This window comes from Salmonella sp. SJTUF15570 (assembly GCF_043357055.1).
Classification (GTDB): Bacteria; Pseudomonadota; Gammaproteobacteria; order Enterobacterales; family Enterobacteriaceae; genus Salmonella; species Salmonella enterica.
The window spans coordinates 172,887-199,643 of record NZ_JBEUKJ010000002.1 but is presented as its reverse complement, the minus strand read 5'-3'; the positions used below and the strand labels follow the sequence as shown (position 1 = coordinate 199,643).

24 protein-coding genes are annotated in these 26,757 nt (G+C 54.5%); 7 read left to right on the top strand and 17 right to left on the bottom strand.

Features of this window, described 5'->3' with window-relative positions; genetic code table 11:
* Positions 1–402: 402 nt before the first annotated feature.
* From yajD to queA, 6 genes are all read right to left on the bottom strand, one after another.
* Positions 403–750: an HNH nuclease YajD gene (yajD, locus tag ABVN44_RS04530; RefSeq protein WP_000974818.1), complete on the bottom strand. Its 348-nt coding sequence runs from the start codon at positions 748–750 to the stop codon at positions 403–405.
* Between the two features lie 93 nt (positions 751–843).
* Positions 844–1,815: a protein translocase subunit SecF gene (gene secF, locus ABVN44_RS04525; RefSeq protein ID WP_000046629.1), complete on the bottom strand. Its 972-nt coding sequence runs from the start codon at positions 1,813–1,815 to the stop codon at positions 844–846.
* A gap of 10 nt (positions 1,816–1,825) precedes the next feature.
* A complete protein-coding gene (gene secD / locus ABVN44_RS04520) occupies positions 1,826–3,673 on the bottom strand; it encodes a protein translocase subunit SecD (protein WP_000934811.1) in 1,848 nt (615 codons plus the stop codon).
* Between the two features lie 27 nt (positions 3,674–3,700).
* The gene (yajC, locus tag ABVN44_RS04515) at positions 3,701–4,033 is read right to left on the bottom strand and encodes a preprotein translocase subunit YajC (protein ID WP_000007628.1); all 333 of its coding nucleotides are present in this window, start codon (positions 4,031–4,033) and stop codon (positions 3,701–3,703) included.
* Between the two features lie 22 nt (positions 4,034–4,055).
* A complete protein-coding gene (gene tgt / locus ABVN44_RS04510; RefSeq protein WP_000667305.1) occupies positions 4,056–5,183 on the bottom strand; it encodes a tRNA guanosine(34) transglycosylase Tgt in 1,128 nt (375 codons plus the stop codon).
* A 196-nt stretch (positions 5,184–5,379) separates the two neighbouring features.
* Positions 5,380–6,444, bottom strand: a complete 1,065-nt coding sequence (gene queA / locus ABVN44_RS04505) for a tRNA preQ1(34) S-adenosylmethionine ribosyltransferase-isomerase QueA (protein ID WP_023232057.1) — start codon at positions 6,442–6,444, stop codon at positions 5,380–5,382.
* A gap of 93 nt (positions 6,445–6,537) precedes the next feature.
* Here queA and acpH point away from each other — a divergent pair, with 93 nt between their 5' ends.
* Positions 6,538–7,119, top strand: a complete 582-nt coding sequence (gene acpH / locus ABVN44_RS04500) for an ACP phosphodiesterase (protein ID WP_393954243.1) — start codon at positions 6,538–6,540, stop codon at positions 7,117–7,119.
* A 209-nt stretch (positions 7,120–7,328) separates the two neighbouring features.
* The gene (locus tag ABVN44_RS04495) at positions 7,329–7,931 is read left to right on the top strand and encodes a peroxiredoxin (RefSeq protein WP_000244731.1); all 603 of its coding nucleotides are present in this window, start codon (positions 7,329–7,331) and stop codon (positions 7,929–7,931) included.
* A gap of 71 nt (positions 7,932–8,002) precedes the next feature.
* On the opposite strand, the gene malZ is transcribed toward ABVN44_RS04495, so the two are convergent.
* From malZ to phoB, 5 genes are all read right to left on the bottom strand, one after another.
* A complete protein-coding gene (gene malZ / locus ABVN44_RS04490) occupies positions 8,003–9,820 on the bottom strand; it encodes a maltodextrin glucosidase (protein ID WP_023232056.1) in 1,818 nt (605 codons plus the stop codon).
* Positions 9,821–9,981: 161 nt separating this feature from the next.
* Positions 9,982–11,352, bottom strand: coding sequence for a proline-specific permease ProY (gene proY / locus ABVN44_RS04485; protein ID WP_000445556.1), 1,371 nt, complete (start codon positions 11,350–11,352; stop codon positions 9,982–9,984).
* A 74-nt stretch (positions 11,353–11,426) separates the two neighbouring features.
* A complete protein-coding gene (gene brnQ / locus ABVN44_RS04480; RefSeq protein ID WP_000149625.1) occupies positions 11,427–12,746 on the bottom strand; it encodes a branched-chain amino acid transporter carrier protein BrnQ in 1,320 nt (439 codons plus the stop codon).
* A gap of 408 nt (positions 12,747–13,154) precedes the next feature.
* Positions 13,155–14,450 (bottom strand): phosphate regulon sensor histidine kinase PhoR, encoded by a 1,296-nt coding sequence (gene phoR, locus ABVN44_RS04475; RefSeq protein ID WP_023232055.1) that lies wholly within the window; start codon positions 14,448–14,450, stop codon positions 13,155–13,157.
* Between the two features lie 69 nt (positions 14,451–14,519).
* Positions 14,520–15,209, bottom strand: a complete 690-nt coding sequence (gene phoB, locus ABVN44_RS04470; RefSeq protein WP_000113921.1) for a phosphate response regulator transcription factor PhoB — start codon at positions 15,207–15,209, stop codon at positions 14,520–14,522.
* A gap of 214 nt (positions 15,210–15,423) precedes the next feature.
* On the opposite strand from phoB, the gene sbcD reads away from it, so the two are divergent.
* The 3 genes from sbcD to araJ all read left to right on the top strand — a co-directional run bounded on the left by sbcD (position 15,424) and on the right by araJ (position 21,107).
* On the top strand, positions 15,424–16,626 hold the full coding sequence (gene sbcD, locus ABVN44_RS04465; protein ID WP_023232054.1) for an exonuclease subunit SbcD: 1,203 nt from the start codon (positions 15,424–15,426) through the stop codon (positions 16,624–16,626).
* A complete protein-coding gene (gene sbcC, locus ABVN44_RS04460; protein WP_001748989.1) occupies positions 16,623–19,763 on the top strand; it encodes an exonuclease subunit SbcC in 3,141 nt (1,046 codons plus the stop codon). Before sbcD ends, sbcC begins: the two co-directional genes overlap by 4 nt.
* A 171-nt stretch (positions 19,764–19,934) precedes the next feature.
* The gene (gene araJ / locus ABVN44_RS04455; protein WP_000755630.1) at positions 19,935–21,107 is read left to right on the top strand and encodes an MFS transporter AraJ; all 1,173 of its coding nucleotides are present in this window, start codon (positions 19,935–19,937) and stop codon (positions 21,105–21,107) included.
* 21 nt (positions 21,108–21,128) lie between these two features.
* Here the strand turns inward: araJ and mak are convergent, their stop codons facing one another.
* Positions 21,129–22,037: a fructokinase gene (gene mak, locus ABVN44_RS04450; RefSeq protein WP_023232052.1), complete on the bottom strand. Its 909-nt coding sequence runs from the start codon at positions 22,035–22,037 to the stop codon at positions 21,129–21,131.
* A 125-nt stretch (positions 22,038–22,162) separates the two neighbouring features.
* On the opposite strand from mak, the gene rdgC reads away from it, so the two are divergent.
* Positions 22,163–23,074, top strand: coding sequence for a recombination-associated protein RdgC (rdgC, locus tag ABVN44_RS04445; protein WP_000964305.1), 912 nt, complete (start codon positions 22,163–22,165; stop codon positions 23,072–23,074).
* Between the two features lie 37 nt (positions 23,075–23,111).
* Here rdgC and ppnP read toward each other — a convergent pair whose 3' ends face one another.
* The 5 genes from ppnP to ABVN44_RS04420 all read right to left on the bottom strand — a co-directional run bounded on the left by ppnP (position 23,112) and on the right by ABVN44_RS04420 (position 25,798).
* Complete coding sequence (gene ppnP / locus ABVN44_RS04440; RefSeq protein ID WP_023224693.1) at positions 23,112–23,396, bottom strand: pyrimidine/purine nucleoside phosphorylase; 285 nt, start codon at positions 23,394–23,396, stop codon at positions 23,112–23,114.
* A 70-nt stretch (positions 23,397–23,466) separates the two neighbouring features.
* Entirely contained in the window at positions 23,467–24,144 is a 678-nt protein-coding gene (locus tag ABVN44_RS04435; protein WP_001276437.1) for an AroM family protein, read from the bottom strand.
* Positions 24,145–24,394: 250 nt separating this feature from the next.
* Positions 24,395–24,586, bottom strand: a complete 192-nt coding sequence (yaiA, locus tag ABVN44_RS04430; protein ID WP_001143161.1) for a protein YaiA — start codon at positions 24,584–24,586, stop codon at positions 24,395–24,397.
* 26 nt (positions 24,587–24,612) lie between these two features.
* Entirely contained in the window at positions 24,613–25,158 is a 546-nt protein-coding gene (gene aroL, locus ABVN44_RS04425; protein ID WP_000983570.1) for a shikimate kinase AroL, read from the bottom strand.
* A 184-nt stretch (positions 25,159–25,342) separates the two neighbouring features.
* Positions 25,343–25,798 carry a YaiI/YqxD family protein gene (locus ABVN44_RS04420; RefSeq protein ID WP_000158134.1) on the bottom strand — a complete coding sequence of 152 codons (456 nt, stop codon included), beginning with the start codon at positions 25,796–25,798 and terminating at the stop codon, positions 25,343–25,345.
* A gap of 139 nt (positions 25,799–25,937) precedes the next feature.
* Here ABVN44_RS04420 and proC point away from each other — a divergent pair, with 139 nt between their 5' ends.
* Positions 25,938–26,747 (top strand): pyrroline-5-carboxylate reductase, encoded by an 810-nt coding sequence (proC, locus tag ABVN44_RS04415; protein ID WP_000412193.1) that lies wholly within the window; start codon positions 25,938–25,940, stop codon positions 26,745–26,747.
* Positions 26,748–26,757 lie beyond the last annotated feature (10 nt).

The window sequence follows — 26,757 nt, the reverse complement described above, 5'->3', positions numbered from 1 at the left end:
CTATCCTCAACTTGTCTAGGGTCAAGTTAGCCCCCGTAATGTTGCCGGTGAATACCGAACAATGTGCGGGGGTTTTCTCTTTCCAGCGACAAGGCCACCGGGGATCAAGCCCCCGCAACATTGCGCCTCACCGGGTTGCCCCGGCTTACCGCTGATTCTACTCTGCTCGCCAGTATCGGCAGGACTTAAAAACAAAAAAATCCCAACCTTGCGATCGGGATTCCAGTGACAATGTATGCGTTACAGGACGTTTGGGTCTGGCGACAAACTCCGGGGCTGAAAAAATGTCGGATTGCATCCGACCTACGAAAACTAATAATTCATTTATATTGCGGATTCCGTTGGGTGGAGCGAAGCGTAACCTAACATTCAACAGCACCAACAGCTTTGTCAGCAGCCTGCTTATTTCTTTTTGTTCATCATCGCTTTCAGATCGGCAAACGGGTTATAAGTCGCCTCGCCGACATCTTTTTGCGCATCTTCCCCGGCAATGACCGTCGAACCGTACTGATCGGCTTCGGTATATTTAGAATGCTCATGATCGTGGCAGTAGAGGCACAATAGCTCCCAGTTACTGCCGTCTTCCGGGTTATTGGTGTGGTCATGATCGATATGATGCACCGTCAGCTCACGCAGATTTGAATACACAAACTCACGGGAACAACGTCCGCACACCCACGGAAACAGCTTCAGCGCTTTTTCACGATAGCCGCTTTCCAGGCGCGCGTAGTTTTTGGGGATGATAGCCATGATAGTTCCTCATGCAATCGAGTTTATTCTGGATAATAAAAAGCCGCAGCACCCTGCGATGTTGCGGCTTTTTTCAGTCATGTTAACGCCAGCTTACGGCAGAATGGACGGCTGATCCGCCCCTTCTTTTTCGACTTTCTGCTGCAGCATATGCTCGCGCTTCATACCGAGTTTCAGCGCCAGCGCCGATGCGACATAGATAGAAGATGCCGTACCAATAGAGACACCGATCAGCATCGTCAGCGAGAAGCCTTCCAGTACCGGACCGCCGAAGAGGTACAGCATCAGAATTACCACTAACGTCGTACCGGAGGTAATCAACGTACGGTGTAGCGTCTGGGTCAGCGACACGTTAAAGATTTCGTAAGGCGTCCCGCGACGGATTTTGCGGAAGTTTTCACGAATACGGTCGGAGACCACGATACTGTCGTTCAGCGAGTAACCGATCACCGACATCAACGATGCCACAATGGTCAGGTCAATCTCGATATGGAAAAGCGACAGTATCCCCAGCGTAATGATCACGTCGTGCGCCAGCGCGATGACCACCCCTGCCGCCAGTCGCCACTCAAAGCGGAAACCGACATAAACGAGGATAGAGATCAACGCCACCAGCAGCGCCATGGCGCCGGTTTGCGCCAGATCGGCGCCCACGCTTGGCCCCACGAATTCAATACGCTTCACGGCCGCGTTCTGGTTGGTGGCTTCATTAATGATCGTCACCACTTTGCTACCCAGTACCTGACCGCCGGTTTCACCTTCGGTTGGCGGCATACGCACCATAATGTCGTGACTGCTGCCAAAGTTCTGCAACTGCGGCTCTTCATAGCCCGCTTTTTGCAGCGCTTCGCGCATCACGTCCATTTCAGCCGGTTTTTCCAGCGTGATTTCAATTACCGTGCCACCGGTGAAATCCAGCCCCCAGTTAAACCCGCGTACGCCCATAATGACAATGGCCGCGATCAGCAACAGCCCGGAGATGCCGAATGCCCAGAAGTCCCAGCGCATAAAGTCATAGACTTTACGGCCGTGGTTTAGTTGTTCAACAGTGTATTCCTGTGCCACATCGCACTCCTCAGATTGACAGCTTAGTGACGCGCTTGCCGCCATATAGCAGGTTTACGATAGCACGCGTACCGATAATCGCGGTAAACATCGACGTCGCCACACCGATACCGGTCGTAATCGCGAACCCTTTAATTGCCCCGGTACCGACAGCATACAGAATGATGACTTTAATCAGCGTCGTGATGTTCGCATCGAAGATGGAACTGAACGCGCCGGCATAGCCTTCGTTTATCGCCTGCTGTACCGTGCGGCCATTACTCAACTCTTCTTTGATACGTTCGTTAATCAGAACGTTGGCGTCGACCGCCACCGCAAGGGTTAACACGATACCCGCAATCCCCGGCATACTGAGCGTTGCCCCCGGCAACAGCGACATGATACCGACAATCAACACCAGGTTAGCCACTAACGCGCTGGTCGCAATCAGACCAAACTTCTTATAGAAGAAGATCATGAACAGGATGGAGACCACCAGACCGGCCAGACAGGCTTCCAGGCCCTGCTTGATGTTCTGCATACCCAGAGTCGGGCCAATGGTGCGCTCTTCAACGATCTGAATCGGCGCAATCAGGGCACCCGCACGCAGCAACAACGAGAGCTGACGCGCTTCGTTCGGGTTGCTGATACCAGTAATACGGAAGCTGTTACCCAGCCGGGACTGGATGTTGGCAATGTTAATCACTTCTTCCTGTTTCACCAGTACGGCGCGACCGTTAGCGTCTTTCTTACCGCTGTCTTTATACTCCACAAACAGGGTCGCCATCGGTTTGCCGATATTGTCCTTAGTGAAGTTAGACATGATATTGCCGCCTGCGCTATCCAGCGAGATGTTAACCTGCGGTTGGTTATATTCATCCTGGCTGGACGTCGAGTCGGTGATATGGTCGCCGGTGAGGATCACGCGTTTGTACAATACCACCGGCTGACCTTCGCGGGTCTGTTTCACTTCGGAATCGCCCGGTACGCGCCCGGCAGCAGCGGCGGCCTGGTCAACGTTGGTATTCACCAGACGGAATTCCAGCGTCGCGGTCGCGCCGAGAATTTCTTTCGCGCGAGCGGTATCCTGGATACCCGGCAGCTCAACCACAATACGGTCTGCGCCCTGGCGTTGTACGACAGGCTCCGCGACGCCCAGTTGGTTAACACGGTTACGCAGAATATTAATGTTCTGCTGAACGGCGTATTCGCGCGCTTCGCTCAGGCGCGCATCGGTCATTACCGCGCGAAGTTGATTGCCGCTCTGGCTGGAAATCACCAGGTCACGATGACGCGGCGTCAGATAGGCGATCGCCTCATCACGCGCTTTGCTGTCACGGAACGTGATGCTCAACCCATAATTATTTTCTTTACGAACGGTGGTATAAGGAATGCCTTTTTCACGCAGATCGCTGCGCAGGCTATCGATATTTTGTTCCTGGAGTTTACCTAACGCGGTATCCATATCCACTTCCATCAGGAAGTGAACGCCGCCGCGCAGATCAAGACCGAGCTTCATCGGATCGGCGTGAATAGCCGCCAACCAGCGCGGCGTAGCCGGCGCAAGGTTAAGCGCCACGACATATTTATCCCCCAGCACGCTCATCAGCGCTTCACGGGCGCGTAGCTGGGTATCGGTGGTGTCGAAGCGCGCAAGAATAGCGCCCTCTTCCAGTGCCACAGACTTAGCGGGAATTTTTTCTTCTTGTAACGTTTTCTGGACCTGGATCAGCGTTTGCTCACTGGCGGCGACGCCGCGCACGCCAGTGATTTGAACAGCCGGATCCTCACCATACAGGTTGGGAAGTGCGTAAAGCAGGCCGACGATAATTACGACGACCAGCATGATGTACTTCCACAAAGGATAACGGTTTAACACGGCAGTTCCCTTTGGGAAAACGAAATATTACAGCGCCTTCATGGTGCCTTTCGGCAGAACGGCAGCTACGAAGTCACGTTTGATAACCACTTCCGTGGTGTCATTCAGCGCGATGGCAATGTAGCCGGCTTCCGCTACTTTGGTCACTCGACCGACCAGACCGCCATTCGTCAGAACTTCATCACCTTTCGCAATGGAGTCCATCAGCTTTTTGTGCTCTTTGGTGCGCTTCTGCTGCGGGCGCAGGATCATGAAATAGAAAATCAGACCAAACACCACCAGCATTAAAATCAGAGACATCGGGCTGCCCTGCGCTGGAGCACCTGTTGCCGCTACCGCATCAGAAATAAAAAAGCTCATTCAAATTCCCTCATTATTAAAATTAATCAACGTTCAAAGGTGGAACGGGTCGCCCCTGACGTTGGTAAAACTCGGTTACGAAGCTCTCTAATTTACCCTCTTCAATAGCCTTGCGTAAACCCGCCATCAAACGCTGGTAGTAACGCAAGTTATGAATGGTATTGAGACGCGCACCTAATATTTCGTTGCAACGGTCGAGATGATGCAAGTAAGCGCGTGAATAATTGCGACAGGTGTAGCAATCGCACTCGGCGTCAAGCGGGCTGGTGTCGCTTTTATGCTTTGCATTACGAATCTTCACCACGCCGTCGGTCACAAACAGATGACCATTGCGGGCATTTCGCGTTGGCATGACACAGTCAAACATATCAATACCGCGACGCACCCCTTCCACCAGATCTTCCGGTTTGCCCACGCCCATCAGGTAACGCGGTTTGTCAGCCGGGATCTGCGGGCAAACGTGCTCCAGAATGCGGTGCATATCTGCTTTCGGCTCACCGACAGCCAAACCGCCGACAGCGTAGCCATCAAAGCCAATCTCTACCAGACCTTTCACCGAGATATCGCGTAAATCTTCGTAAACGCTGCCCTGAATGATGCCAAAAAGCGCATTCTTATTGCCAAGGCTATCAAAACGGTCGCGGCTACGCTTCGCCCAACGCAACGACATCTCCATCGAGCGTTTAGCATAGTCCCAGTCTGCCGGGTACGGCGTACATTCATCAAAGATCATCACGATATCGGAACCGAGATCGTACTGGATCTCCATCGACTTTTCCGGATCGAGGAAAATCGGATCACCGTTGATCGGGTTACGGAAGTGCACGCCTTGCTCGGTAATCTTACGAATATCGCCGAGGCTGAAGACCTGGAAGCCGCCGGAATCGGTAAGAATCGGCCCTTTCCACTGCATAAAATCGTGCAGGTCGCCATGCAGCTTCATGATTTCCTGACCCGGGCGCAGCCACAGGTGGAAAGTGTTGCCGAGAATAATCTGCGCGCCGGTCGCTTCCACTTCTTCCGGCGTCATGCCTTTCACGGTACCGTAAGTACCCACAGGCATAAAAGCAGGCGTTTCCACTACGCCACGATCAAACACCAGACGACCGCGACGCGCGCGACCATCGGTGGTATCTAACTCAAATTTCATTATCACTCCTGCGTCAGAAAAACAGTCCGACGTTTAACGACTCGCTACGGAATGATTCCATAGCTAATAAATTCCCGAAGGCGTCATCGGCGCAGCCAGTTTGGGGTCGACCAGCGCACAACCACCGGAGCGTACACGCAGTACGTGAGGATGGCGAGCACTGCCCGGCGTCAAAATGGCAAGTGAGATAGCCTTCTTACGGACGCTCAGAAATAGCCTGCGGATTGTACGTGATAAACATCGCGTCCCCGTAGCTAAAAAAGCGATATTTTTGTTCTACCGCAGTCTTATAGGCATTCATGGTGTGTTGATAACCGGCAAATGCGGAAACCAGCATAATCAACGTCGATTCCGGCAGATGGAAGTTGGTGATCAGCGCATCAATCACTTTGTATTGATAACCTGGATAAATAAATATTTGCGTATCGCCGAAGAACGGCTCTATCAAATCGCTTTTTGCCGCCTGCGCCGCGCTTTCCAGCGAGCGTACCGAGGTCGTGCCGACGGCGATAACCCGGTTGCGGCGCGCTTTCGCCGCCAGCACCGCGTCGACCACCTCTTGCGGCACCTCAGCATATTCGGAGTGCATGATGTGATCTTCAATGGTATCGACACGCACCGGCTGGAAAGTGCCCGCGCCGACGTGTAGCGTAACAAACGCCATTTCGACACCTTTCTCACGAAGCGCCGCCAGCAGCGGCTCGTCAAAGTGCAGCCCGGCGGTCGGCGCGGCGACGGCGCCCGGTTTTTCACTGTAGACCGTCTGGTACAGTTCGCGATCGGCGTCCTCGTCCGGACGGTCGATGTACGGCGGCAACGGCATATGGCCGATGGCGTTGAGAATATCCAGCACCGGACGCGGGTCATTAAACTCAACTTCAAACAGAGCGCCGTGACGCGCGGTCATGGTCGCGTGGATACTTTCGTCGTCGCCCAGTAGCAGTTCCGTGCCCGGTTTTGGCGCTTTAGAAGCGCGAATATGCGCCAGGATGCGTTTATCATCGAGCATACGTTCGACCAGCACTTCTATCTTGCCGCCGCTGGCTTTACGGCCAAAGAGCCGCGCCGGGATCACGCGGGTATTATTGAAGACCAGCAAATCGCCAGGGTTGAGCTTATCGAGCAGATCGGTGAAAGTACCGTGCGTCAGCGCGCCCGTCGGCCCCTCTAATGACAGCAAACGGCAGCGACTGCGTTCCGGCTGTGGGTAGTGGGCAATCAGGGATTCGGGTAGTTCAAAGGAAAAATCGGTAACGCGCATGACTCTGACTCAGACTAAAATAAGAGGCGGGTAGTCTAGTGCCGGGGCGTTCCCGCTGCAACCGTTACCCGCTTTTTGGACAGAGAATCAATAATGAATTTTCTTGCTCACCTGCATCTGGCGCACCTTGCCGACAGCTCGCTTTCCGGTAATCTTCTGGCCGATTTTGTCCGCGGTAACCCGGCAACGCATTATCCTCCTGACGTGGTAGAGGGTATTTATATGCATCGGCGTATTGACGTCATGACCGACAACCTGCCGGAAGTTCGTGAGGCGCGAGAGTGGTTCCGCCATGAAACTCGGCGCGTGGCGCCCATTACGCTGGACGTCATGTGGGATCATTTTTTATCGCGCCACTGGACGCAAATCTCCCCTGATTTTCCACTTCAGGCGTTTGTCGGCTACGCCCATGCGCAGGTCGCGACGATTCTGCCCGACTCCCCGCCGCGCTTTGTCAACCTGAATGATTATCTTTGGTCAGAAAAATGGTTAGAGCGGTATCGCGATATGGATTTCATTCAAAACGTGCTGAATGGCATGGCGAATCGCCGTCCCCGGCTGGATGCCTTGCGTGATTCCTGGTACGATCTGGACGCGCACTACGACGCGTTAGAAGAGAGCTTCTGGCATTTTTATCCGCGTATGATGGCACAGGCCGCCCGCAAAGCGCTGTGACGGCCTGATAGCGAGGGCGTGCGTCAGATCCGCCGTTGGCAGAAAGATGGTTCGCTGTCATAAAGGGGTCATCATTACGATTTATAATGACCCGATCGATAGGCAAAAGCTGTCTCATTGATTGTCAAGACCGCATTGTTTTGTCGCTTCGCCCTCCCTATACTGCCCGCGTTGCGTTCTAAAACCCTTAATATTGCAGGAGAATTATTATGGTACTGGTTACTCGTCAGGCCCCGGATTTCACCGCTGCGGCGGTACTGGGTAGCGGTGAGATTGTTGATAAATTCAACTTCAAACAGCACACCAATGGTAAAACGACCGTTCTGTTCTTCTGGCCGATGGACTTCACTTTTGTTTGCCCGTCTGAGCTGATCGCCTTTGATAAACGTTATGAAGAATTCCAGAAGCGCGGCGTTGAAGTAGTCGGCGTTTCTTTCGACTCTGAGTTTGTCCACAACGCATGGCGTAACACCCCTGTCGATAAAGGCGGCATTGGCCCGGTGAAATACGCAATGGTCGCCGACGTGAAGCGTGAAATTCAGAAAGCTTACGGTATCGAACATCCGGACGAAGGCGTTGCGCTGCGCGGCTCTTTCCTGATTGACGCAAACGGTATTGTTCGCCACCAGGTCGTAAACGATCTGCCGCTGGGTCGTAACATCGACGAAATGCTGCGTATGGTCGACGCGCTGCAGTTCCACGAAGAGCACGGCGATGTCTGCCCGGCGCAGTGGGAAAAAGGCAAAGAAGGCATGAACGCCTCTCCGGACGGCGTGGCTAAATACCTGGCTGAGAACATTTCCAGCCTGTAAGTCAGTGCATTGATAAAAGGCTCGCGAATGCGAGCCTTTTTTATGCGTGAGGTGTTACGAACCACCTCGCCTCAACGATTCATCCATACGGTCGCGGAAATCGCGGGTAAACGAAGTCTTCCCTCGCGGATGTCACCGCTTCCCGTTTTACATTGCCATCCGGCCACGTTCAGCAACAGCAACGCTTCCAGCGCCACTTCACAGGCCTCGCCCCGGTTAATCGCCACCAGCGCCCGCTGCTGCTGATAAACTCGCACGAATACCACTACGTCACCTTCGGCATACAGCGCCTGGCATCCGCCACGACGCAGCGCCAGGCTGCGCTGACGCAGTTTCGCCATACGCTGGTACAGCGCCAGCAAGCTGCCGTCCTGCTTGCGTTCATCCCACGGGAACGGTTTGCGGCACATGGGGTCATTTGCGCCGTCCACGCCGACTTCATCGCCGTAATAAATACATGGCACGCCGGGCCAGGTAAACAGCCAGACCACCGCCAGCGGCAGGCGCGCCGCGTCTTTACCCAGCAGGGTTTTAAAGCGCGCAGTATCATGGCTGTCGAGTTGATTAAACATGCGCAGTTGTTGCTGATGTGACAGCCCGGCGCGGTAGTTATCCATCCACGCGATACAGGTCCTGGCATCGATATGCTGTGGTTCGTAAGCGATATCAGTATTGGCGAGAAATCCCCACAGCGGGAAGGTGAAGCCGCGATAATTCATGGCGGCATCTTCCGCATCGGCCTGTAGCCACTGCCGCGCATCGCCGAAATGTTCCCCCACAATATAGGCTTCGGGCTGCGCCTCTTTTGCCGCCCGGGTAATACCGGCGACGTGCTGCAAATTATGACGCGCCCCGCCCGCCTCGCCCAGCATATGTACGACATCCAGCCGCCAGCCGTCCATATTCCACGGAGCCTTTAGCCAGTGACGAACGATACTGTCCTCACCGCGATAGATCTCATCCACCAGCGTTTCTGATTGATAATCGAGTTTCGGCAGGCTCGGATAACCCAGCCAGTCCAGCGCCACGCCTTGTGGTGAAAAGGAGTACCAGTCGCGCCACGGCGAGTCCGGGTGATGGCACGCGCCGCCAGTGCTGCGGTTATGCCTGTCAAACCACGTATGCGAGTCGCCGCTATGGTTAAACACGCCATCCAGCACCAGCCTCATGCCCTGCGCCTGGGTTTCACGCCGCAGGCGTAGCAGCGCCCGATCGCCGCCAAATTGCGGATCGACATGACGATAATCTTCCGTATCGTACTTATGGACGCTCGGCGCGGTAAATACCGGATTCAGATATAGCGCTGTGACGCCCAGTTTTTTCAGATACGGCAGCTTCTCACAAATGCCATTCAGACAGCCGCCGTAAAAGGTGGAACCACCCGCCTGGGGGGTGAGCGGTTCATCCCACTCTTTACGCACGATGTCGTGACCGGCAGCATGGTGGTAATACACCTTATCCTGCCCGGCTTCACGAGACTGGCTGCGGGCAAAACGATCCGGGAAGATCTGATAAAAAATTTGATCGGCGACCCACTGCGGGCCGCTGTCCGGAACATCAACGGCAAATTGTTCCAGACGCGCGGGCGGAAAGCAGCTAAATCCCTGCGGCGTAAACCAAAGCTGGCGGTCGTGCCAAAGCAATTTAAAGCTGTAACGGCGACGGGGTTGCCCTAACGCGATATTGAGCGTCGCTCGCCACGCCGTCACGCCCGGCTGCGGCTGGCGGCGCTGTTTGCGCATCGCCAGTGAGATTTCTTCATTATCGAATTCTGAGCGCAACGTCACGCGAGACGGCGGATTTTCTCCGCTCAGCCACAGCGTAATGGTTAATTTATCGTTATGTTGCTTCACAAATGGGGCAACCGGTAAGTGCCAGGCATTCAACATCTCGTATCCCCTCTACTGAAAATGGGGCCACCTTGCCATAGAGATTTAAAGGATAACTCATCATCCAGGGGTTTATTAGGGGAGGAGACTCCAGGAGGAGAAGCGGCTCCGCTTATCCGGTCTACCGTTGCCTACAGACCGGATAAGGCAGAGAAAAACGACTACGCCTGCGCCAATTGACGGTCGCGACGGCGTTTAAATATCCAGCCAATCAACAGCAGAACTATCCAGGCGAAGCCCACATACAGTGAGATGCGGGTATCCGGATGGTAGCCGATAAGCGCAATAATGAAGACCAGGAAAATCAGACCCGCTATCGTCGTTACGACACCGCCCGGCACCTTAAATTTCAGCGCTTTTACCTCTTCCGGCGGTAAACGACGACGGAAGGCGATTTGCGACAGCAGGATCATAATCCATACCCATACCGTCGCAAACGTCGCCAGCGAAGCAATCACCAGGAAGACGTTTTCCGGCATGATGTAGTTCAGGTAAACCGCAAACAGCAGCGCAATCGTCATCACCAGCACAGTAACCCACGGAATACCACGGCGTGACGTTTTGGCAAAAATTTTCGGCGCGCTCCCCTGCTCCGCCATACCATGCAGCATACGGCCTACGCCAAACACATCGGAGTTGATAGCGGAAAGCGAGGCGGTCAATACCACAAAGTTCAGAATGCTGGCGGCAAAGGTAATCCCCATATGCTGGAACGTCAGCACAAATGGGCTGCCGTTTGTGCCGACCTGATTCCACGGATAGATAGACATAATGACGAACAGCGTGCCGACATAAAATACCAGGATACGCATCGGTACTGAGTTAATGGCGCGCGGAATGGATTTCTCCGGGTCTTTCGCTTCCCCGGCGGTGATACCGATAATCTCAATCCCGCCGTAAGCGAACATCACCATTTGCAGCGACATGATCATTCCCAGCCAGCCATTGCTGAAGAAGCCGCCGTTGCTCCACAGGTTATGAATGCCGGTCGGCTGCCCGCCGTTGCCAATTCCCCACACAATGATGCCGATACCCGCGACAATCATGATAATAATGGTGGCGACTTTGAAGAAGGAGAACCAAAACTCCAGCTCGCCGAACACCTTGACGCTCATCAGGTTGATGGCGCAAATGATCAGCACCACGCTAAGTACCCAAATCCAGTGCGGCACGGCGGGGAACCAGACTCCCATGTAAATGCCGAACGCGGTCACGTCGGCAATGGCGACGATCAGGATCTCAAAACAGTAGGTCCAGCCGGTAATGTAGCCCGCAAGCGGGCCGAGGTTTTCCTGCGCATAGCGCGAAAATGAGCTGGCGGCAGGGTTGTGAACGGACATTTCCCCCAATGCGCGCATAATGATATATGCCGCGACCCCGCCAATAATATAGGCCAACAGCACGCTCGGCCCCGCCATTTTGATGGCGTCCGCCGAGCCGTAAAACAGGCCGGTGCCGATTGCCGAACCTAATGCCATAAAGCGAATGTGCCGGGTGCTCAGCCCACGCTTTAGCTTATTATTGCTTTCCATCAATTTCTGACCTATCAACACAATAAAAAACCACGGGGCGTTAAGCCCCGTGGTGTACACATATGTCAGCGATTTTAGTGAGCGCTGGAGGTCACCTGCCGACCCGCCGCGCGATCCCAGATAATCGCCAGGATCACCATCACCACCGTTGGCATCAACCACGCCAGTCCCTGTTCCGCCAGCGGCAAACGCTGACTCCAGGCTGGCAGCATATCGCCAAAAGCAGATGCTTTGATGCCGTCAAGGATACCAAAAAGCAGACTGATAAACATTGCCGGCGCGATGATACGGGTGGAATTATGCCACCATGAGCGGGTAAAACTTAATACAACCAGTGCGATACACGGCGGATAGATAGCCGTCAGCACCGGAATGGAGATTTGAATCAGATGGCTCAGTCCAAGGTTTGACACCACCATAGAGAAGCCGCCGAGAATAAAGACCAGCGTGCGGTAAGACAGCGGAATATACTGCGCGAAAAACTCAGCGCAGGCGCAGGTCAGCCCCACCGCCGTCACCAGACACGCGATAAAGATCAGCGCCGCCAGCAGGAAGCTTCCCGCGCCGCCAAAGGTATGCTGAACGTAGGCATGAAGAATCGCCGCGCCGTTCGCTGACTGATCGACCAGCGTCGCGCTGTCAGAACCTAAGCGGAACAAGGCAAGGTAAAGCAGCGTCAGCCCCACGCCCGCCATCAGGCCGGCCCAGACCGTGTAACGCGTCAACAGGCGCGCTTCGGTCACGCCGCGAGAACGCGCCGCGTTCACAATAACGATACCAAACACCATCGCGCCCAGCGTATCCATCGTCAGATAGCCGTTCACAAATCCGTTAGAAAAGGCCGCATTCTGATAAGCGTCCAGGGCGTTGCTGATTGGACCGGCAGGCCAAACGATAGCCGCGACGGAAAGGATGACCAGCGCAATAATTTTCAACGGCGCCAGAAAATTCCCCACCGTATCCAGCAGCTTACCCGGATAGAGGGAAACCAGAATAACGATAGCGAAATAGACCACGCTGTAAATCAGCAACGGCATTGCAGAATCGCCGGTCAACGGAGCAATACCGACCTCAAACGACACCGTCGCGGTACGCGGCGTCGCAAATAACGGCCCGACGGCCAGATAGCAAACGGTCGCCAGCAGGAGTCCCGCCACTTTACCAATCGGCGTACTGAGGCTGTCTACGCCGCCGCCGACTTTCGCCAGCGCCACAACAGTAAGAACCGGTAGCCCTACGGCGGTAATCAGAAAGCCAATAGCGGCTGTCCAGACGTGTTCACCCGCCTGCAAACCGACCATAGGAGGAAAGATAATATTGCCTGCGCCAACGAACAGCGCAAATGTCATAAAGCCCAGGGCGATGATATCGCGCGATTTTAACTGATGGGTCATAAAGTCTTACTGCCTGTGGATGGTGATGTTGTAAACATTAAAATTTTTGCCTTTCCCGGAGGATTATAAAGCGGCGTTTTTTATCAATTTCAGCGGGAAAAGCTCCCGGACCGATGCGGCGAAGAATTGTTTTTCGATTTACCGCGCAAATGCAGTCGTAATGACAGCACCTGAAGCGCAATTTAAACGCTTATAACGTTTTAAAGCAAGGTGGGATCTAAAAACCAGATGAATATAGCGATATGAAATTTACAACCAGAATAAAACACCATTCTCATGAAAAAGTTATGGCTAATCATGCGAACAAAAAATCACCAAACGTTGAATGTTTCAACGAGCCCGTCTTAACTGCAAAGAAAATAAGCCAGCATCCGCTGGCTTATGGAAAGTTATACTTACGAAAGGCAATTAATCACTATTTTTGGCAAGTAAACGTTCCGGCAGCACAAAGCTAAATCGCGTTCCTTTGCCAGGCGAACTGTCGATTTCAAGGCGGCTTTCATGGTGATTCAACGCATGTTTCACAATCGCCAATCCCAGGCCGCTGCCGCCCGTTTGCCGCGAACGCGCTTTATCGACGCGGTAGAAGCGTTCGGTCAGACGAGGAATATGCTCGGCAGCAATCCCCGGACCGTTATCTTGAATGCAAAATTCAGCGCCATGCGCGGCACGTCGCCAGCTCACCGTAATATGCGTTCCCGCCGGCGTATGGTTTACCGCGTTATACACCAGGTTTGAGATCGCGCTACGTAGCTGCTCTTCATTGCCCAGAACGCTAAGACTATCGTCGACCTCAAACGTAAAGGTATGTTTCTGCTGGCTGAGCGTCTGCGCTTCACGCTCCACGACCCGCAGCATCATCGGTACATCCACTTTTTCATTTAATAACAGCGCCGGAGCCGCCTCAATTTTAGACAGCGTAAGCAGTTGTTTTACCAGCCCTTCCATACGATACGTTTGCTCGCGCATCGTATGCAGCGCTTTCTCTCGCGTCGCCCCTTCCAGCGCCTGTTCCTGCATCATTTCCAGATAGCCTTGCAATACCGTCAAGGGCGTACGCAACTCATGGCTGACGTTGGCGAAAAAGTTACGTCTGGCGCCTTCAAGCTGATGCATTTGCGTCACATCGCGCGCCACCATCAGGAGTTGTTTATCGGTATAAGGCATGACGCGGATCTCCAGGTGCCGCCCGGTATTGAGCACCAAATGAAGCGGACGGGTGAAATCACGCGTTTTTAAATACTGGGTAAACTCCGGATAACGCAGTAGATTGAGAATATTCTGCCCGTTGTCATCCGGCCAGCGTAGCCCCAGTATCTGTTGCGCCAAACCGTTACACCAAAAAATGCCGCCCTCTTCTGTGGTCAGTACCACGGCATCAGGCAGCGACTCCGCGCCGCTGCGAAAACGTTTAATCAAGTTCCCCAGCTCGCGACGACGCTTCTTATTTCGCAACTGCATCTGGTGTAAACCGTATAACAGCGGTTCCCAACTTCCCCGTCCCGGCGGCGGCGTCATACTTCTGTCGACCCAAAGCCACCAGGAAAGACGTAATAAATTCCAGAAATGCCAGACAAGCAGTCCCGTCACCGCCGCCAGTAAAAACCACGGCAGATAACCAAAAAAAGCGCTAAGGATAAGCGCGGGGATGCAACAGAGCACCAGCTCCAGCACCAGCCTTTTCCATGACAGCCGTTCCAGCACGCGTCATACTCCCTCAAGAATGGAAAGCCTTCTCCGCCAGAAACCTGTGTTCTACTGGCGGAAAAGGCATTAAAAGCGGGTCGAAAAACGATACCCTGTCCCGCGTACCGTTTGCACCATCCGGTCGTGGCCGCTGTGCTCCAGCGCCTTACGCAAACGGCGAATATGCACGTCGACCGTCCGGTCTTCAACGTACACATTGGTGCCCCAGACATGATTGAGTAGCTGCTCGCGGCTGTAAACCCGTTCCGGGTGCGTCATAAAGAAATGGAGTAATTTAAATTCGGTCGGCCCCATATCCAGCGGGCTGTCGCCGGTCATCACGCGGTGAGAGCCAGGATCAAGGCTCAATCCCTGCATCTCGATCACCTCTTCGACCGCCATCGGCGAGATACGCCGCATAACGGCTTTAATGCGCGCCACCAACTCCTTGGGGGAAAACGGCTTGGTAATGTAATCGTCAGCGCCGGTTTCCAGCCCGCGCACACGATCTTCTTCCTCACCTCTCGCGGTCAGCATAACCACAGGAATATCCCGGGTCATGGCCTCACGTTTGAGATGTTTAATAAACTGTAACCCTGACCCGCCGGGCAACATCCAGTCAAGAAGGATGAGATCCGGCCAGGGTTCATTAAGTTTATTCACCGCACTGTCGTAATCTTCGGCTTCTACGGGCTGAAAGCCATTTTGTTCGAGCACGAAGCACACCATTTCACGGATCGGCGCCTCATCTTCTACGACCAGAATACGTCTCGCCATAATTTGCCCTGTTAGTCGTTAGTTATCAATGCCGCGCCATTATGCGTCAGATTTATGACAGATTTATGAAAAAAAAAGGCGGCATTGACAGCATGTTGATGATTTATGACACCGGTGAAACCGTGCATTACCGTGTACCGGCGGTAAATTGCGCCCAAAAATGGAGGGGCTGACGTGTATAATCCCGTTCACGCTTTTTTTGCATGGAACAATTATGCGCATCCTCCACACCTCTGACTGGCATCTGGGACAAAACTTCTACAGTAAAAGCCGCGCCGCGGAGCATCAGGCTTTTCTGGACTGGCTGCTGGAGACCGCGCAGGCCCATCAGGTGGATGCCATTATTGTCGCTGGCGATATTTTTGATACCGGTTCGCCGCCAAGCTATGCCCGAGAACTTTATAACCGTTTCGTCGTTAATTTACAGCAAACGGGCTGTCATCTGGTGGTGCTGGCCGGTAATCATGATTCCGTCGCCACGCTAAACGAATCGCGCGACATTCTGGCGTTTCTCAATACAACCGTGATCGCCAGCGCGGGCTATGCGCCGCGGCTACTTCATCGTCGCGACGGGTCTCCGGGCGCCGTACTGTGCCCCATTCCCTTTTTGCGCCCGCGCGACATTATTACCAGTCAGGCGGGGTTATCCGGCAGCGAGAAACAGCAGCAACTTCTTCATGCGATTGCCGATTATTATCAACAGCAGTATCAGGAAGCGTGCCTGCTACGCGGCGAACGAAAGCTGCCGGTTATCGCGACGGGACATTTAACCACCGTCGGCGCCAGCAAAAGCGATGCGGTTCGCGACATTTATATCGGTACGCTGGATGCCTTTCCGGCGCAGCATTTCCCCCCCGCGGATTATATCGCATTGGGACACATTCACCGCGCGCAATGTGTCGGCGGCACAGAGCATATCCGCTATTGCGGCTCGCCCATCGCCCTCAGCTTTGATGAGTGCGGCAAAAGCAAATGCGTGCATCTGGTGACCTTCGAGCAGGGGAAATGGCAAAGTACCGAAAGTCTGGCTGTCCCCGTGACTCAACCGTTGGCGGTTTTAAAAGGCGACCTGGCATCAATTACCGAACAGCTTGAGCAGTGGCGCGGCGTTGAGCAATCGCCCCCCGTCTGGCTGGATATTGAAATCACCACCGATGATTATCTGCACGATATCCAACGCAGAATACAGACATTAACGGAGTCACTCCCCGTAGAGGTATTACTGGTGCGCCGTAGCCGCGAACAGCGCGAGCGCTCGCTGGCGAACGAGCGGCGGGAAACATTAAGCGAGCTTAGCGTGGAGGAGGTTTTTGCGCGGCGTCTGGCGCTGGAAGCGTTAGATCCCCCGCAGCGCGAGCGCCTGAATCAGCTCTTTTCCAGCACGCTCTACGCGTTGAATGAGGAGCATGAGGCATGAAAATTCTCAGTTTGCGTCTGAAAAACCTGAACTCGCTGAAAGGAGAATGGAAGGTCGACTTTACCGCCGAACCGTTTGCCAGTAACGGGTTATTCGCCATTACCGGCCCGACCGGCGCGGGAAAAACCACCTTGCTTGACGCCATCTGCCTGGCGCTGTACCACGAAACGCCGCGCCTGAATACGGTATCGCAATCGCAAAACGATTTGATGACGCGCGATACGGCGGAATGTCTGGCCGAAGTGGAGTTTGAGGTAAAAGGCGAAGCCTGGCGCGCGTTCTGGAGCCAGAACCGAGCCCGAAATCAGCCTGACGGCAATCTCCAGGCCCCACGCGTAGAGCTGGCGCGGTGTTCAGACGGAAAGATCTTTGCCGATAAGGTAAAGGATAAACTGGAGATGATCGCCACGTTGACCGGGCTGGACTACGGGCGCTTCACCCGTTCGATGTTGTTATCACAGGGGCAGTTCGCCGCCTTTCTTAACGCCAAAGCGAAAGAGCGCGCAGAGCTTCTGGAGGAGCTCACCGGCACTGAGATTTACGGGCAGATCTCCGCACAGGTATTTGAAAAACATAAATCAGCCCGTCTCGAACTGGAAAAGTTACAAGCGCAGGCCAGCGGCGTCGCCCTATTGGCGGACGAACAGTTACAGCAACTGGAAGCCAGTTTGCAGGCGCTTACTGACGAAGAGAAACGCCTGCTGGCCGACCAGCAGGGACAGCAGCAGCACCTTCACTGGCTGACCCGAAAAAACGAGCTCCACACTGAATTACACGCCCGGCAGCAGGCGCTGTACGCGGCGCAAGAGGCGCGAGAAAAAGCGCAGCCGCAGCTCGCGGCGTTGACACTGGCGCAACCTGCTCGCCAGTTGCGCCCGCACTGGGAGCGCATTCAGGAACAAACCCGCGCCGTTGAGCGTGTTCGCCAGCACAGTGATGAAGTGAATGCTCGCTTACAAAGCGCATATCGCCTGCGCCAGCGTATCCGCGCCTGCGCGCATCGACAATTCACGCAACTGAACGCCACAGGGCAGCGGTTGAAGACATGGCTGGCGGAACACGACGGCATCCGCGTCTGGCGCAGCGAACTGGCGGGGTGGCGAGCATTATTAACACAACAATCCCACGATCGGGCGCAACTGAGCCAATGGCAACAGCAGTTGCTGAGCGATACGCGTCAGCGTGATGCGCTACCGCCGCTCACGCTCGACCTCACGCCACAGGCGCTGGCGGAAGCCAGAGCATTGCATACCCGGCAGCGTCCGCTACGCCATCGTCTCGCCGCGCTTCAGGGGCAAATTCTCCCGAAACAAAAGCGTCAGGCGCAGCTACAGGCAGCTATCGCGCGTCATCATCAGGAGCAGGCGCAATACACCCAACGTCTGGCGGATAAGCGTTTGAGTTATAAGACTAAAGCGCAGGAGCTTGCGGACGTTCGCACTATTTGCGAGCAGGAGGCGCGCATCAAAGATCTGGAAAGCCAGCGGGCGCACTTACAGTCCGGCCAGCCGTGTCCGCTTTGCGGCTCGACGACGCACCCCGCCATCGCCGCCTATCAGGCGCTGGAACTGAGCGCGAATCAAACCCGCCGCGACGCGCTGGAAAAAGAGGTCAAAACGCTGGCGGAAGAAGGCGCCGCGCTGCGAGGACAGTTAGATGCCTTAACGCAACAATTACAGCGGGATGAAAGCGAGGCGCAGTCGTTGTTGCAGGAGGAGCAAGCGCTTACTGAGGAATGGCAAACGCTGTGCGCTACGCTGGGCGTTCAGCTCCAGCCGCAAGAAGACCTCGCGGGCTGGCTGGCCGCCGCGGAAGAGCATGAGCAACAGTTGGATCAGCTCAGCCAGCGTCATGCTCTACAAACGCAAATCGCGGCGCATACTGAACAGGTAGCGCGCTTTACCGCGCAGATTGCGCAGCGTCAGGCGTCGCTGACGGCTGATTTGGCGCAGTATACGCTTTCCCTTCCAGCGCCAGAAGACGAAGCCTCATGGCTGAATGAGCGCGCTGACGAAGCGAAAATATGGCAACAGCGTCAGACCGAGTTCGCGGATTTGCAAACGCAGATCGACAGGCTTGCCCCGTTGCTGGAAACGCTACCGCAAACGGATACCGCGGATTCCGACGACGACGTGCCGCTGGATAACTGGCGGCAGGCGCATGATGAGTGCGTGTCATTACAAAGCCAGTTGCAAACCCTGCAGGAACAGACGACGCAGGAACAGCAGCGCGCCGCCGAGGCGATAGCGCACTTTGATGCGGCGTTAAAAAATAGCCCGTTTGACAGCCAGGCAACGTTCCTGGCGGCGTTGCTGGATGAAGAGACGGTGACCCGTCTGGAAAAACAACAACAAACGCTGGAAAGTCAGCTACAACAAGCGAAGGCGTTAAGCGCGCAGTCCGCGCAGGCGCTGGCTGACCATCAGCAACAGCCGCCCGCCGGTCTGGACCCAACGTGTACGGCGGAGCAGCTCGCGCAGCGGCTGGCGCAGTTGGCGCAACAACTGCGTGAAAACACGACACGCCAGGGGGAAATCCGCCAGCAAATTAAACAGGATGCAGATAATCGGCAGCGCCAACGGGCGCTGATGGCGGAAATGAAACAAGCCTCTCAGCAAGTGGAAGACTGGGGCTATCTCAATGCGCTGATCGGCTCTAAAGAAGGTGATAAGTTCCGCAAATTCGCCCAGGGACTGACGCTGGATAATCTGGTCTGGCTGGCGAATCATCAGCTCACCCGCCTGCATGGCCGCTATTTATTGCAGCGCAAAGCCAGCGACGCGCTGGAACTGGAGGTTGTCGATACCTGGCAGGCCGACGCCGTGCGCGATACGCGAACGTTATCAGGCGGCGAAAGTTTCCTGGTCAGCCTGGCGCTGGCGCTGGCGTTATCAGATTTGGTCAGCCATAAAACGCGCATTGATTCTTTGTTCCTCGACGAAGGCTTCGGCACGCTTGATAGCGAAACGCTGGACGCCGCGCTGGATGCGCTCGACGCGCTGAATGCCAGCGGGAAGACCATCGGTGTGATTAGCCACGTGGAAGCCATGAAAGAACGTATTCCTGTGCAGATAAAAGTGAAAAAAATCAATGGGCTTGGTTATAGCAAACTGGACAAAGCGTTTGCTGTGGAGTAACGCGAGGTCATCCTGCGCACAGCATACTGTCATGACATAGCATAATAATGAATACACAAAGATGGATAAGGAATGGTATTACCTCGCGCTTATCCGCAAGCTATACGTTGATTGGCTGTGACAATTCACAGCCACAGCGCGCAACATGCGCCTTTATTTTCGGCAGGTGGTATGAAAAAAGTTATTTTTTCTTTGGCGCTGGGTACGTTCGGACTGGGGATGGCCGAGTTTGGCATTATGGGCGTGCTGACGGAGCTGGCGCGCGATGTCGGGATAACGATTCCCGCCGCCGGGCATATGATCTCGTTTTACGCCTTCGGCGTCGTGCTGGGCGCGCCTGTTATGGCGCTCTTTTCCAGCCGCTTTTCGCTTAAACATATACTGCTGTTTCTGGTCACGCTGTGCGTGATGGGCAATGCCATATTTACCTTTTCCTCGTCATATCTGATGCTCGCCGTCGGCAGACTGGTTTCCGGCTTTCCGCACGGCGCCTTTTTTGGCGTCGGCGCCATTGTCCTGTCAAAGATTATCCGCCCCGGGAAAGTCACCGCCGCCGTCGCGGGTATGGTTTCAGGAATGACGGTGGCGAATCTGGTGGGCATTCCGGTCGGCACTTACCTGAGCCAGGAATTTAGCTGGCGCTACACCTTTTTATTGATCGCGGTTTTCAACATCGCCGTGCTCACCGCAATTTTCTTCTGGGTGCCGGATATTCGCGACAAAGCCCAAGGCAGCCTGCGCGAGCAGTTCCACTTCTTGCGTAGCCCCGCGCCGTGGCTCATTTTCGCCGCCACGATGTTCGGCAATGCGGGCGTTTTTGCCTGGTTCAGCTATATCAAGCCATTTATGATGTACATCTCCGGTTTTTCGGAGACGAGCATGACGTTTATTATGATGCTGGTCGGGCTGGGGATGGTGTTAGGCAATCTGTTAAGCGGCAAACTCTCCGGCAGATATACGCCGCTGCGCATCGCGGTAGTGACTGACCTCGTTATCGTGCTCTCTCTCATGGCGCTCTTTTTCTTCAGCGGATACAAAACGGCATCGCTGACTTTCGCGTTTATCTGCTGCGCTGGCCTGTTTGCGCTCTCTGCGCCGCTGCAAATCCTGCTGCTGCAAAACGCCAAAGGCGGCGAACTGCTGGGCGCGGCGGGAGGGCAAATCGCCTTTAATCTCGGTAGCGCGATTGGCGCCTGGTGCGGCGGGCTGATGCTGACGCTAGGTTTTGCGTACCACTACGTGGCGCTTCCCGCCGCCCTGCTCTCGTTTTCCGCCATGTCGTCATTGCTGGTATACGGACGTCTAAAACACAAGCAGCCATCGGTCACGCCGGTTGCCGGATGACGCGCCATCCGGCTAAAAACGTTACGCCAGCGGCCACAGCCAGGCCGCGCCGCGCACGCCGCTTGAATCGCCATGCCGCGCCTTACGTACCGGCGTCTCGCACTCGCCGCCAAAAACAAACGATTTCATCAGCGACGGAACCGTCTTGTACAGGCGTTCAACATTGCTCATACCGCCGCCCAGCACAATGACATCCGGATCCAGAATATTCACGACATGAGATAATGCTTTCGCCAGCCGCAGCTCATAACGGCTTAACGCCAGTTCCGCCACGGAGTCCTGCGCGTCGACCAGACGAATAATCTCATCGCCTTTTAGCGCGTTACCGCTCAAACGCTGGTAATCCGTGGCAAATCCCGTACCGGAAATAAAGGTTTCGATACAGCCTTGTTTACCGCAATAACAGGGAATTTCTTCGCGGTAACGCAACTCATCGTCATCCATCCACGGCAACGGATTGTGGCCCCATTCACCTGCCGTACCGTTGCCGCCGATGTGCACCCGGCCATTTAGCGCTACGCCCGCGCCGCACCCGGTACCGATAATCACCGCAAATACCGTTTGCGCCCCCGCCGCCGCGCCATCTACCGCCTCTGATACCGCCAGGCAATTGGCATCGTTGGCTAACCGCACTTCACGCTTCAGACGACGGCTCACATCGCTATCGAACGGCTGGCCGTTAAGCCACGTAGAGTTAGCGTTTTTCACCACGCCGGTGTAAGGCGAGAGAGAACCGGGAATGCCAATGCCGACGCTACCGGTCTGGCCGGTCGCCTGTTCCGCCATGTCGACCAGCGTAGCGATGGTTTCTATCGTTTGCTGATAATCCTCCCGCGGCGTAGGCAGACGATGGCGAAACCGCTGCTCTCCTGCATCATCAAGCGCAATGACTTCCGTTTTTGTGCCGCCTAAATCGATACCAATACGCACATACCGCTCCTCATTTTTTGGGAATATCAACAGGGTAGAATTCACCGTTCTGATTGGCAATGCAAGCCTGCCGACAATTCGTTACTATACCGCCTGGATTTAACGACAAGGCCGTGGAAATTATCATGCTGTGGTTCAAAAATTTAATGGTTTACCGTCTTAGCCGCGATATCACATTACGCGCCGAAGAGATGGAGAAACAGCTCGCCTCAATGACGTTTACCCCATGCGGTAGCCAGGATATGGCCAAAATGGGCTGGGTTCCGCCGATGGGCTCTCACAGCGATGCGTTAACGCACACCGCCAATGGCCAAATTATTATTTGCGCGCGCAAAGAAGAGAAAATCCTGCCATCGCCAGTGATCAAACAGGCTCTGGAGGCGAAAATCCAGAAACTGGAAGCCGATCAGGGACGCAAGCTGAAGAAGACGGAAAAAGATTCCCTGAAGGATGAAGTGTTGCATTCGTTGCTGCCGCGCGCGTTTAGCCGCTTCAGTCAGACAATGATGTGGATTGATACCGTTAACGGCCTGATTATGGTTGACTGCGCCAGCGCGAAAAAAGCGGAAGATACTTTGGCGCTACTGCGTAAAAGTCTTGGCTCGCTGCCGGTCGTCCCGCTGGCGCTGGAAAATCCGATTGAGCTGACGCTCACAGAGTGGGTGCGCTCCGGTACGGTCGCTCAGGGTTTCCAGTTGCTGGACGAAGCCGAATTGAAAGCGATGCTGGAAGATGGCGGCGTGATCCGCGCGAAAAAGCAGGATCTGGTCAGCGACGAGATCGCCGTTCATATTGAAGCGGGTAAAGTGGTCACGAAGCTGGCGCTCGACTGGCAGCAGCGTATTCAATTCGTCATGTGCGACGACGGCTCCATTAAGCGTCTGAAATTCTGCGATGAGCTGCGCGATCAGAACGAAGATATCGACCGGGAAGATTTTGCCCAACGTTTTGACGCGGACTTTATCCTGATGACCGGAGAGCTGGCGGCGCTGATTCAAAGCCTGGTGGAAGGATTAGGCGGCGAAGCGCAGCGCTAACCAGAGGGTCCCTCTCCGCCGGAGAGGGGACTCACCGTTACAAATAGCGGCACAGATACGAGGTGGGCTCAGCAACCTGGAGATGAAACTCGCTGTGGCCAGGCACGTTAAACACCTCACCGGCTGTATACACTTTCCATTCGACAGCTCCCGGCAACAGTACCTTCAACGCGCCGCTCACAACCGTCATCTCTTCGGGTTCGGCGGTGCCAAATGTATACTCCCCTTCCGCCATCACACCAACGCTGGCCCGGCCGATGCTACTGCTGGTAAATCCAATAGACTTCACTTTCCCGGAAAAGTATTCATTGCTTTGTAGCATAATCAGGCCCCGTCTCATTATTAAATTAACACCCAATATAGAGTCCTGACGTTCGGCCTGTCACGTAAAATTAGACAAGCAGTTCTGAAGCTAACCGCGCAATCAAAACATTAGAGAGTAAAACCGGCACATCCAGCGCCTGCTGTAAAATATCCCGATGACGCTGATGAAAACCCAGACAATCCAGCATAATGACGTCCGCGCCTTGATCCAATAGCGCCTGCCCGGCATCAATTAACTGTTGCTCAGAACCGTGAACCGGATTCGCCAGCGAATACACCGGCGGCATTTGCAATACCTGCCATTTTTTCTCCTGGGCCGCCAGAAGTTCTGCAACAGGCACAATCACGCCCACCTGATGTCCATCCACAATAGAGGCGACAAGCGGTGGAATAATACGCAGCGGTTCAAGCAAAATAGAATTACGGGCTGCCATACTTTTAATCGCCGCGGTGCTCATCAGTATAATGACATCGTAACCCTGATTATCCAGCACCTCGACAACGCTCTGTAAATCTCGCTCCACTTTCTGGCGGGAAACATGGGCTATCTGGTTATCATTCAGCAACGTCAAAAGCGGATCGTCGCCAGGCTCTACAGCGTAATCCGCCATAACGTCTTCCCGGCTCATTTTTCCCAGCAGGCTATGATGGGTGATGTGTTGTTCGTCGATGTATTCCGTCAGAAGCGGTAACACTTCGCTCATTGGCACAACGCCGATTGTGAGGATTGCCAACGACGCACTCATTTTTATTCCACCTTATTACTTCGTCGTAATTCCCGGGCAAATATTCACACGCTCACCGCGCTACCTGCCCTACAAATCTCAGAAAGCGTAGCAGCAGATGAGCAACGTATTGTGTAAAGATTCCAAATAACTCCAATATTGTATTGTTATCGCTTAATTTACGGTTTTAGTTGCCAGTATAAATGTTTCAAGAATGTGATGGAGATACAATTTAGGGGTACTCAGAATCCCTTCCGAGTGGTTCATGCGTCTATGATTTATCCGGATCTTCGTAACGTTTTTTCGCATCCATCGCTTCTTCTGCGGTCGGATGCTCGCTGATGAGCGAATCAGGTTTCGGATGGTCAGCCCGTAGCTGATACCACGTCACCGTCTGGCCCGGCGTGCCTTTTTCAATGGTGACGATATAAGCTTCCCGCGGATAAGGTGGTCTGGTTGGCATAGCGTTTCCTTTATTCTGGGTGAGCGTTAAGTATAGACATCTCCCTGTAACCGTTGCGTCGAGGGCGGCAGCGCCGCGATAATTTCAGAAACGACCTGGGCCGGCGTTTTCGTCGCGTCAATAATGTAATGCGCCGTTTCGCGATACAACGCGTCACGCTGCTCAAGCACTTCCCGAACCTCTTCGCTCAACGGCTTGCCGGTGAGGGTCGGGCGCAGATCCGCTTCAGGTTCAGCCTCAAGCCGGTTAACCAGCGTGGATACCGGCGCGCACAGATAAATCACTACGCCAACACGGTGCATATAACGTCGGTTATACTCCGTGAGAATAATACCGCCCCCCGTCGCCACGACAGTCGAAGGCGCGCTTACCGCCTCCAGGGCCGCGGTTTCCCGGGCGCGGAACCCTCCCCAGCCTTCTTTTTCAACGATATCAGCGACGCTCATCTGCACGTGCGATTGCAGCCAGCGGTCGGTATCTGCAAACCGAAAACCGGTTGCCTGCGCCAGCGCCATACCGATGGTGGTTTTCCCACAGCCCCGCGGGCCAACAAGATAAAGAGGTTGCATCATAGCAGGCGTTCCCCCAGGAACTGCGCATACGCAGGATTTGATATCAGCAATGTTATAATCATATCATCTAACTAGTACAACGCATAAATGTAAATAATAATTTACACAAAGGTACTAAAGTCACAATATTAGTACTATAGCAAGAATCAGAAATGAATAAACTGTAAATTTTTCATTACAGGATTTATTTTTTACGCTGGCTTTCCAGCCACCACTTATCCAGCTCGGCGGCAAAATGCTGACGATCGCGCGGCGAGAGACTGTTTGGTCCTCCCGTTTGTACGCCGCTGGCGCGTAGCGTGTCCATAAAGTCACGCATCGTCAGACGTTCGCGAATCGTGGCGTCGCTATAGCGTTCTCCCCGGGGATTAAGAGCCGCAGCGCCTTTTTCCAGCACTTCAGCCGCCAGCGGAATATCCGCGGTAATCACCAGATCGCCCGCTTCGCATTGACGCACGATTTCATTGTCCGCCACGTCAAACCCGGCGGCCACGCGGAGCGTGCGGATAAAACGCGAAGGCGGCACGCGCAAGGCCTGATTGGCAACCAGAATAAGCGGCAACTGCATCCGCTCGGCGGCGCGGTACAAAATTTCTTTAATGACATTCGGACACGCATCCGCATCCACCCAGATGGTCATAATGTCTCCCGTACGGTATACAATCTTTTATTGTCTCGCGCTTTTGTCTTTCATCAAAGTGCTGTTTCTCCTTCTGCCCGTTTTCAATCCGCGTTAAGCTAACCATTCCCCATAACACACAAACATAGGGAGTGACGAGATGGAGAAGAAAATCGGTTTTATTGGCTGCGGTAATATGGGCAAGGCTATTCTTGGCGGACTGATTGCCAGCGGTCAGGTACTTCCCGGCCAGATCTGGGTCTACACCCCCTCCCCCGATAAAGTTGCCGCCCTGCATGACCAGTACGGCATTAATGCGGCGCAAAGCGCGCAGGAGGTCGCTCAGGTCGCGGATATCGTTTTCGGCGCGGTAAAACCGGGCATTATGGTGAAAGTGCTCAGTGAAATCTCCTCCAGCCTGAACAAAGACTCGCTGGTGGTCTCTATCGCCGCAGGCGTAACGCTTGATCAGCTTGCGCGCGCGCTGGGACACGACCGTAAAATCATTCGCGCTATGCCGAATACGCCGTCGCTGGTCAACGCAGGAATGACCTCCGTCACGCCCAACGCGCTGGTCACACCGGAAGATACGGCTGATGTGCTGAATATTTTCCGCTGCTTTGGCGAGGCGGAGGTGATTGCTGAGCCGATGATCCATCCGGTGGTTGGCGTGAGCGGATCTTCGCCGGCCTATGTCTTTATGTTTATCGAGGCGATGGCGGACGCAGCCGTTCTTGGTGGTATGCCTCGCGCTCAGGCTTATAAATTCGCCGCGCAGGCCGTCATGGGGTCGGCGAAAATGGTACTCGAAACCGGAAAGCATCCCGGCGAACTGAAAGATATGGTGTGCTCGCCTGGCGGAACGACGATTGAAGCCGTACGCGTTCTGGAAGAACGTGGCTTCCGCGCTGCGGTAATAGAAGCGATGACGAAGTGTATGGAAAAATCAGAGGCGCTCAGTAAATCCTGAAGCCCGGCTG

Coding starts and splice junctions, on each gene's coding strand:
- yajD (WP_000974818.1), bottom strand. CDS start 750: ATGGCTATCATCCCCAAAAACTACGCGCGCCTGGAAAGCGGCTATCGT.
- yajC (WP_000007628.1), bottom strand. CDS start 4,033: ATGAGCTTTTTTATTTCTGATGCGGTAGCGGCAACAGGTGCTCCAGCG.
- tgt (WP_000667305.1), bottom strand. CDS start 5,183: ATGAAATTTGAGTTAGATACCACCGATGGTCGCGCGCGTCGCGGTCGT.
- queA (WP_023232057.1), bottom strand. CDS start 6,444: ATGCGCGTTACCGATTTTTCCTTTGAACTACCCGAATCCCTGATTGCC.
- acpH (WP_393954243.1), top strand. CDS start 6,538: ATGAATTTTCTTGCTCACCTGCATCTGGCGCACCTTGCCGACAGCTCG.
- ABVN44_RS04495 (WP_000244731.1), top strand. CDS start 7,329: ATGGTACTGGTTACTCGTCAGGCCCCGGATTTCACCGCTGCGGCGGTA.
- malZ (WP_023232056.1), bottom strand. CDS start 9,820: ATGTTGAATGCCTGGCACTTACCGGTTGCCCCATTTGTGAAGCAACAT.
- proY (WP_000445556.1), bottom strand. CDS start 11,352: ATGGAAAGCAATAATAAGCTAAAGCGTGGGCTGAGCACCCGGCACATT.
- brnQ (WP_000149625.1), bottom strand. CDS start 12,746: ATGACCCATCAGTTAAAATCGCGCGATATCATCGCCCTGGGCTTTATG.
- phoB (WP_000113921.1), bottom strand. CDS start 15,209: ATGGCGAGACGTATTCTGGTCGTAGAAGATGAGGCGCCGATCCGTGAA.
- sbcD (WP_023232054.1), top strand. CDS start 15,424: ATGCGCATCCTCCACACCTCTGACTGGCATCTGGGACAAAACTTCTAC.
- sbcC (WP_001748989.1), top strand. CDS start 16,623: ATGAAAATTCTCAGTTTGCGTCTGAAAAACCTGAACTCGCTGAAAGGA.
- araJ (WP_000755630.1), top strand. CDS start 19,935: ATGAAAAAAGTTATTTTTTCTTTGGCGCTGGGTACGTTCGGACTGGGG.
- rdgC (WP_000964305.1), top strand. CDS start 22,163: ATGCTGTGGTTCAAAAATTTAATGGTTTACCGTCTTAGCCGCGATATC.
- ppnP (WP_023224693.1), bottom strand. CDS start 23,396: ATGCTACAAAGCAATGAATACTTTTCCGGGAAAGTGAAGTCTATTGGA.
- ABVN44_RS04435 (WP_001276437.1), bottom strand. CDS start 24,144: ATGAGTGCGTCGTTGGCAATCCTCACAATCGGCGTTGTGCCAATGAGC.
- yaiA (WP_001143161.1), bottom strand. CDS start 24,586: ATGCCAACCAGACCACCTTATCCGCGGGAAGCTTATATCGTCACCATT.
- aroL (WP_000983570.1), bottom strand. CDS start 25,158: ATGATGCAACCTCTTTATCTTGTTGGCCCGCGGGGCTGTGGGAAAACC.
- ABVN44_RS04420 (WP_000158134.1), bottom strand. CDS start 25,798: ATGACCATCTGGGTGGATGCGGATGCGTGTCCGAATGTCATTAAAGAA.
- proC (WP_000412193.1), top strand. CDS start 25,938: ATGGAGAAGAAAATCGGTTTTATTGGCTGCGGTAATATGGGCAAGGCT.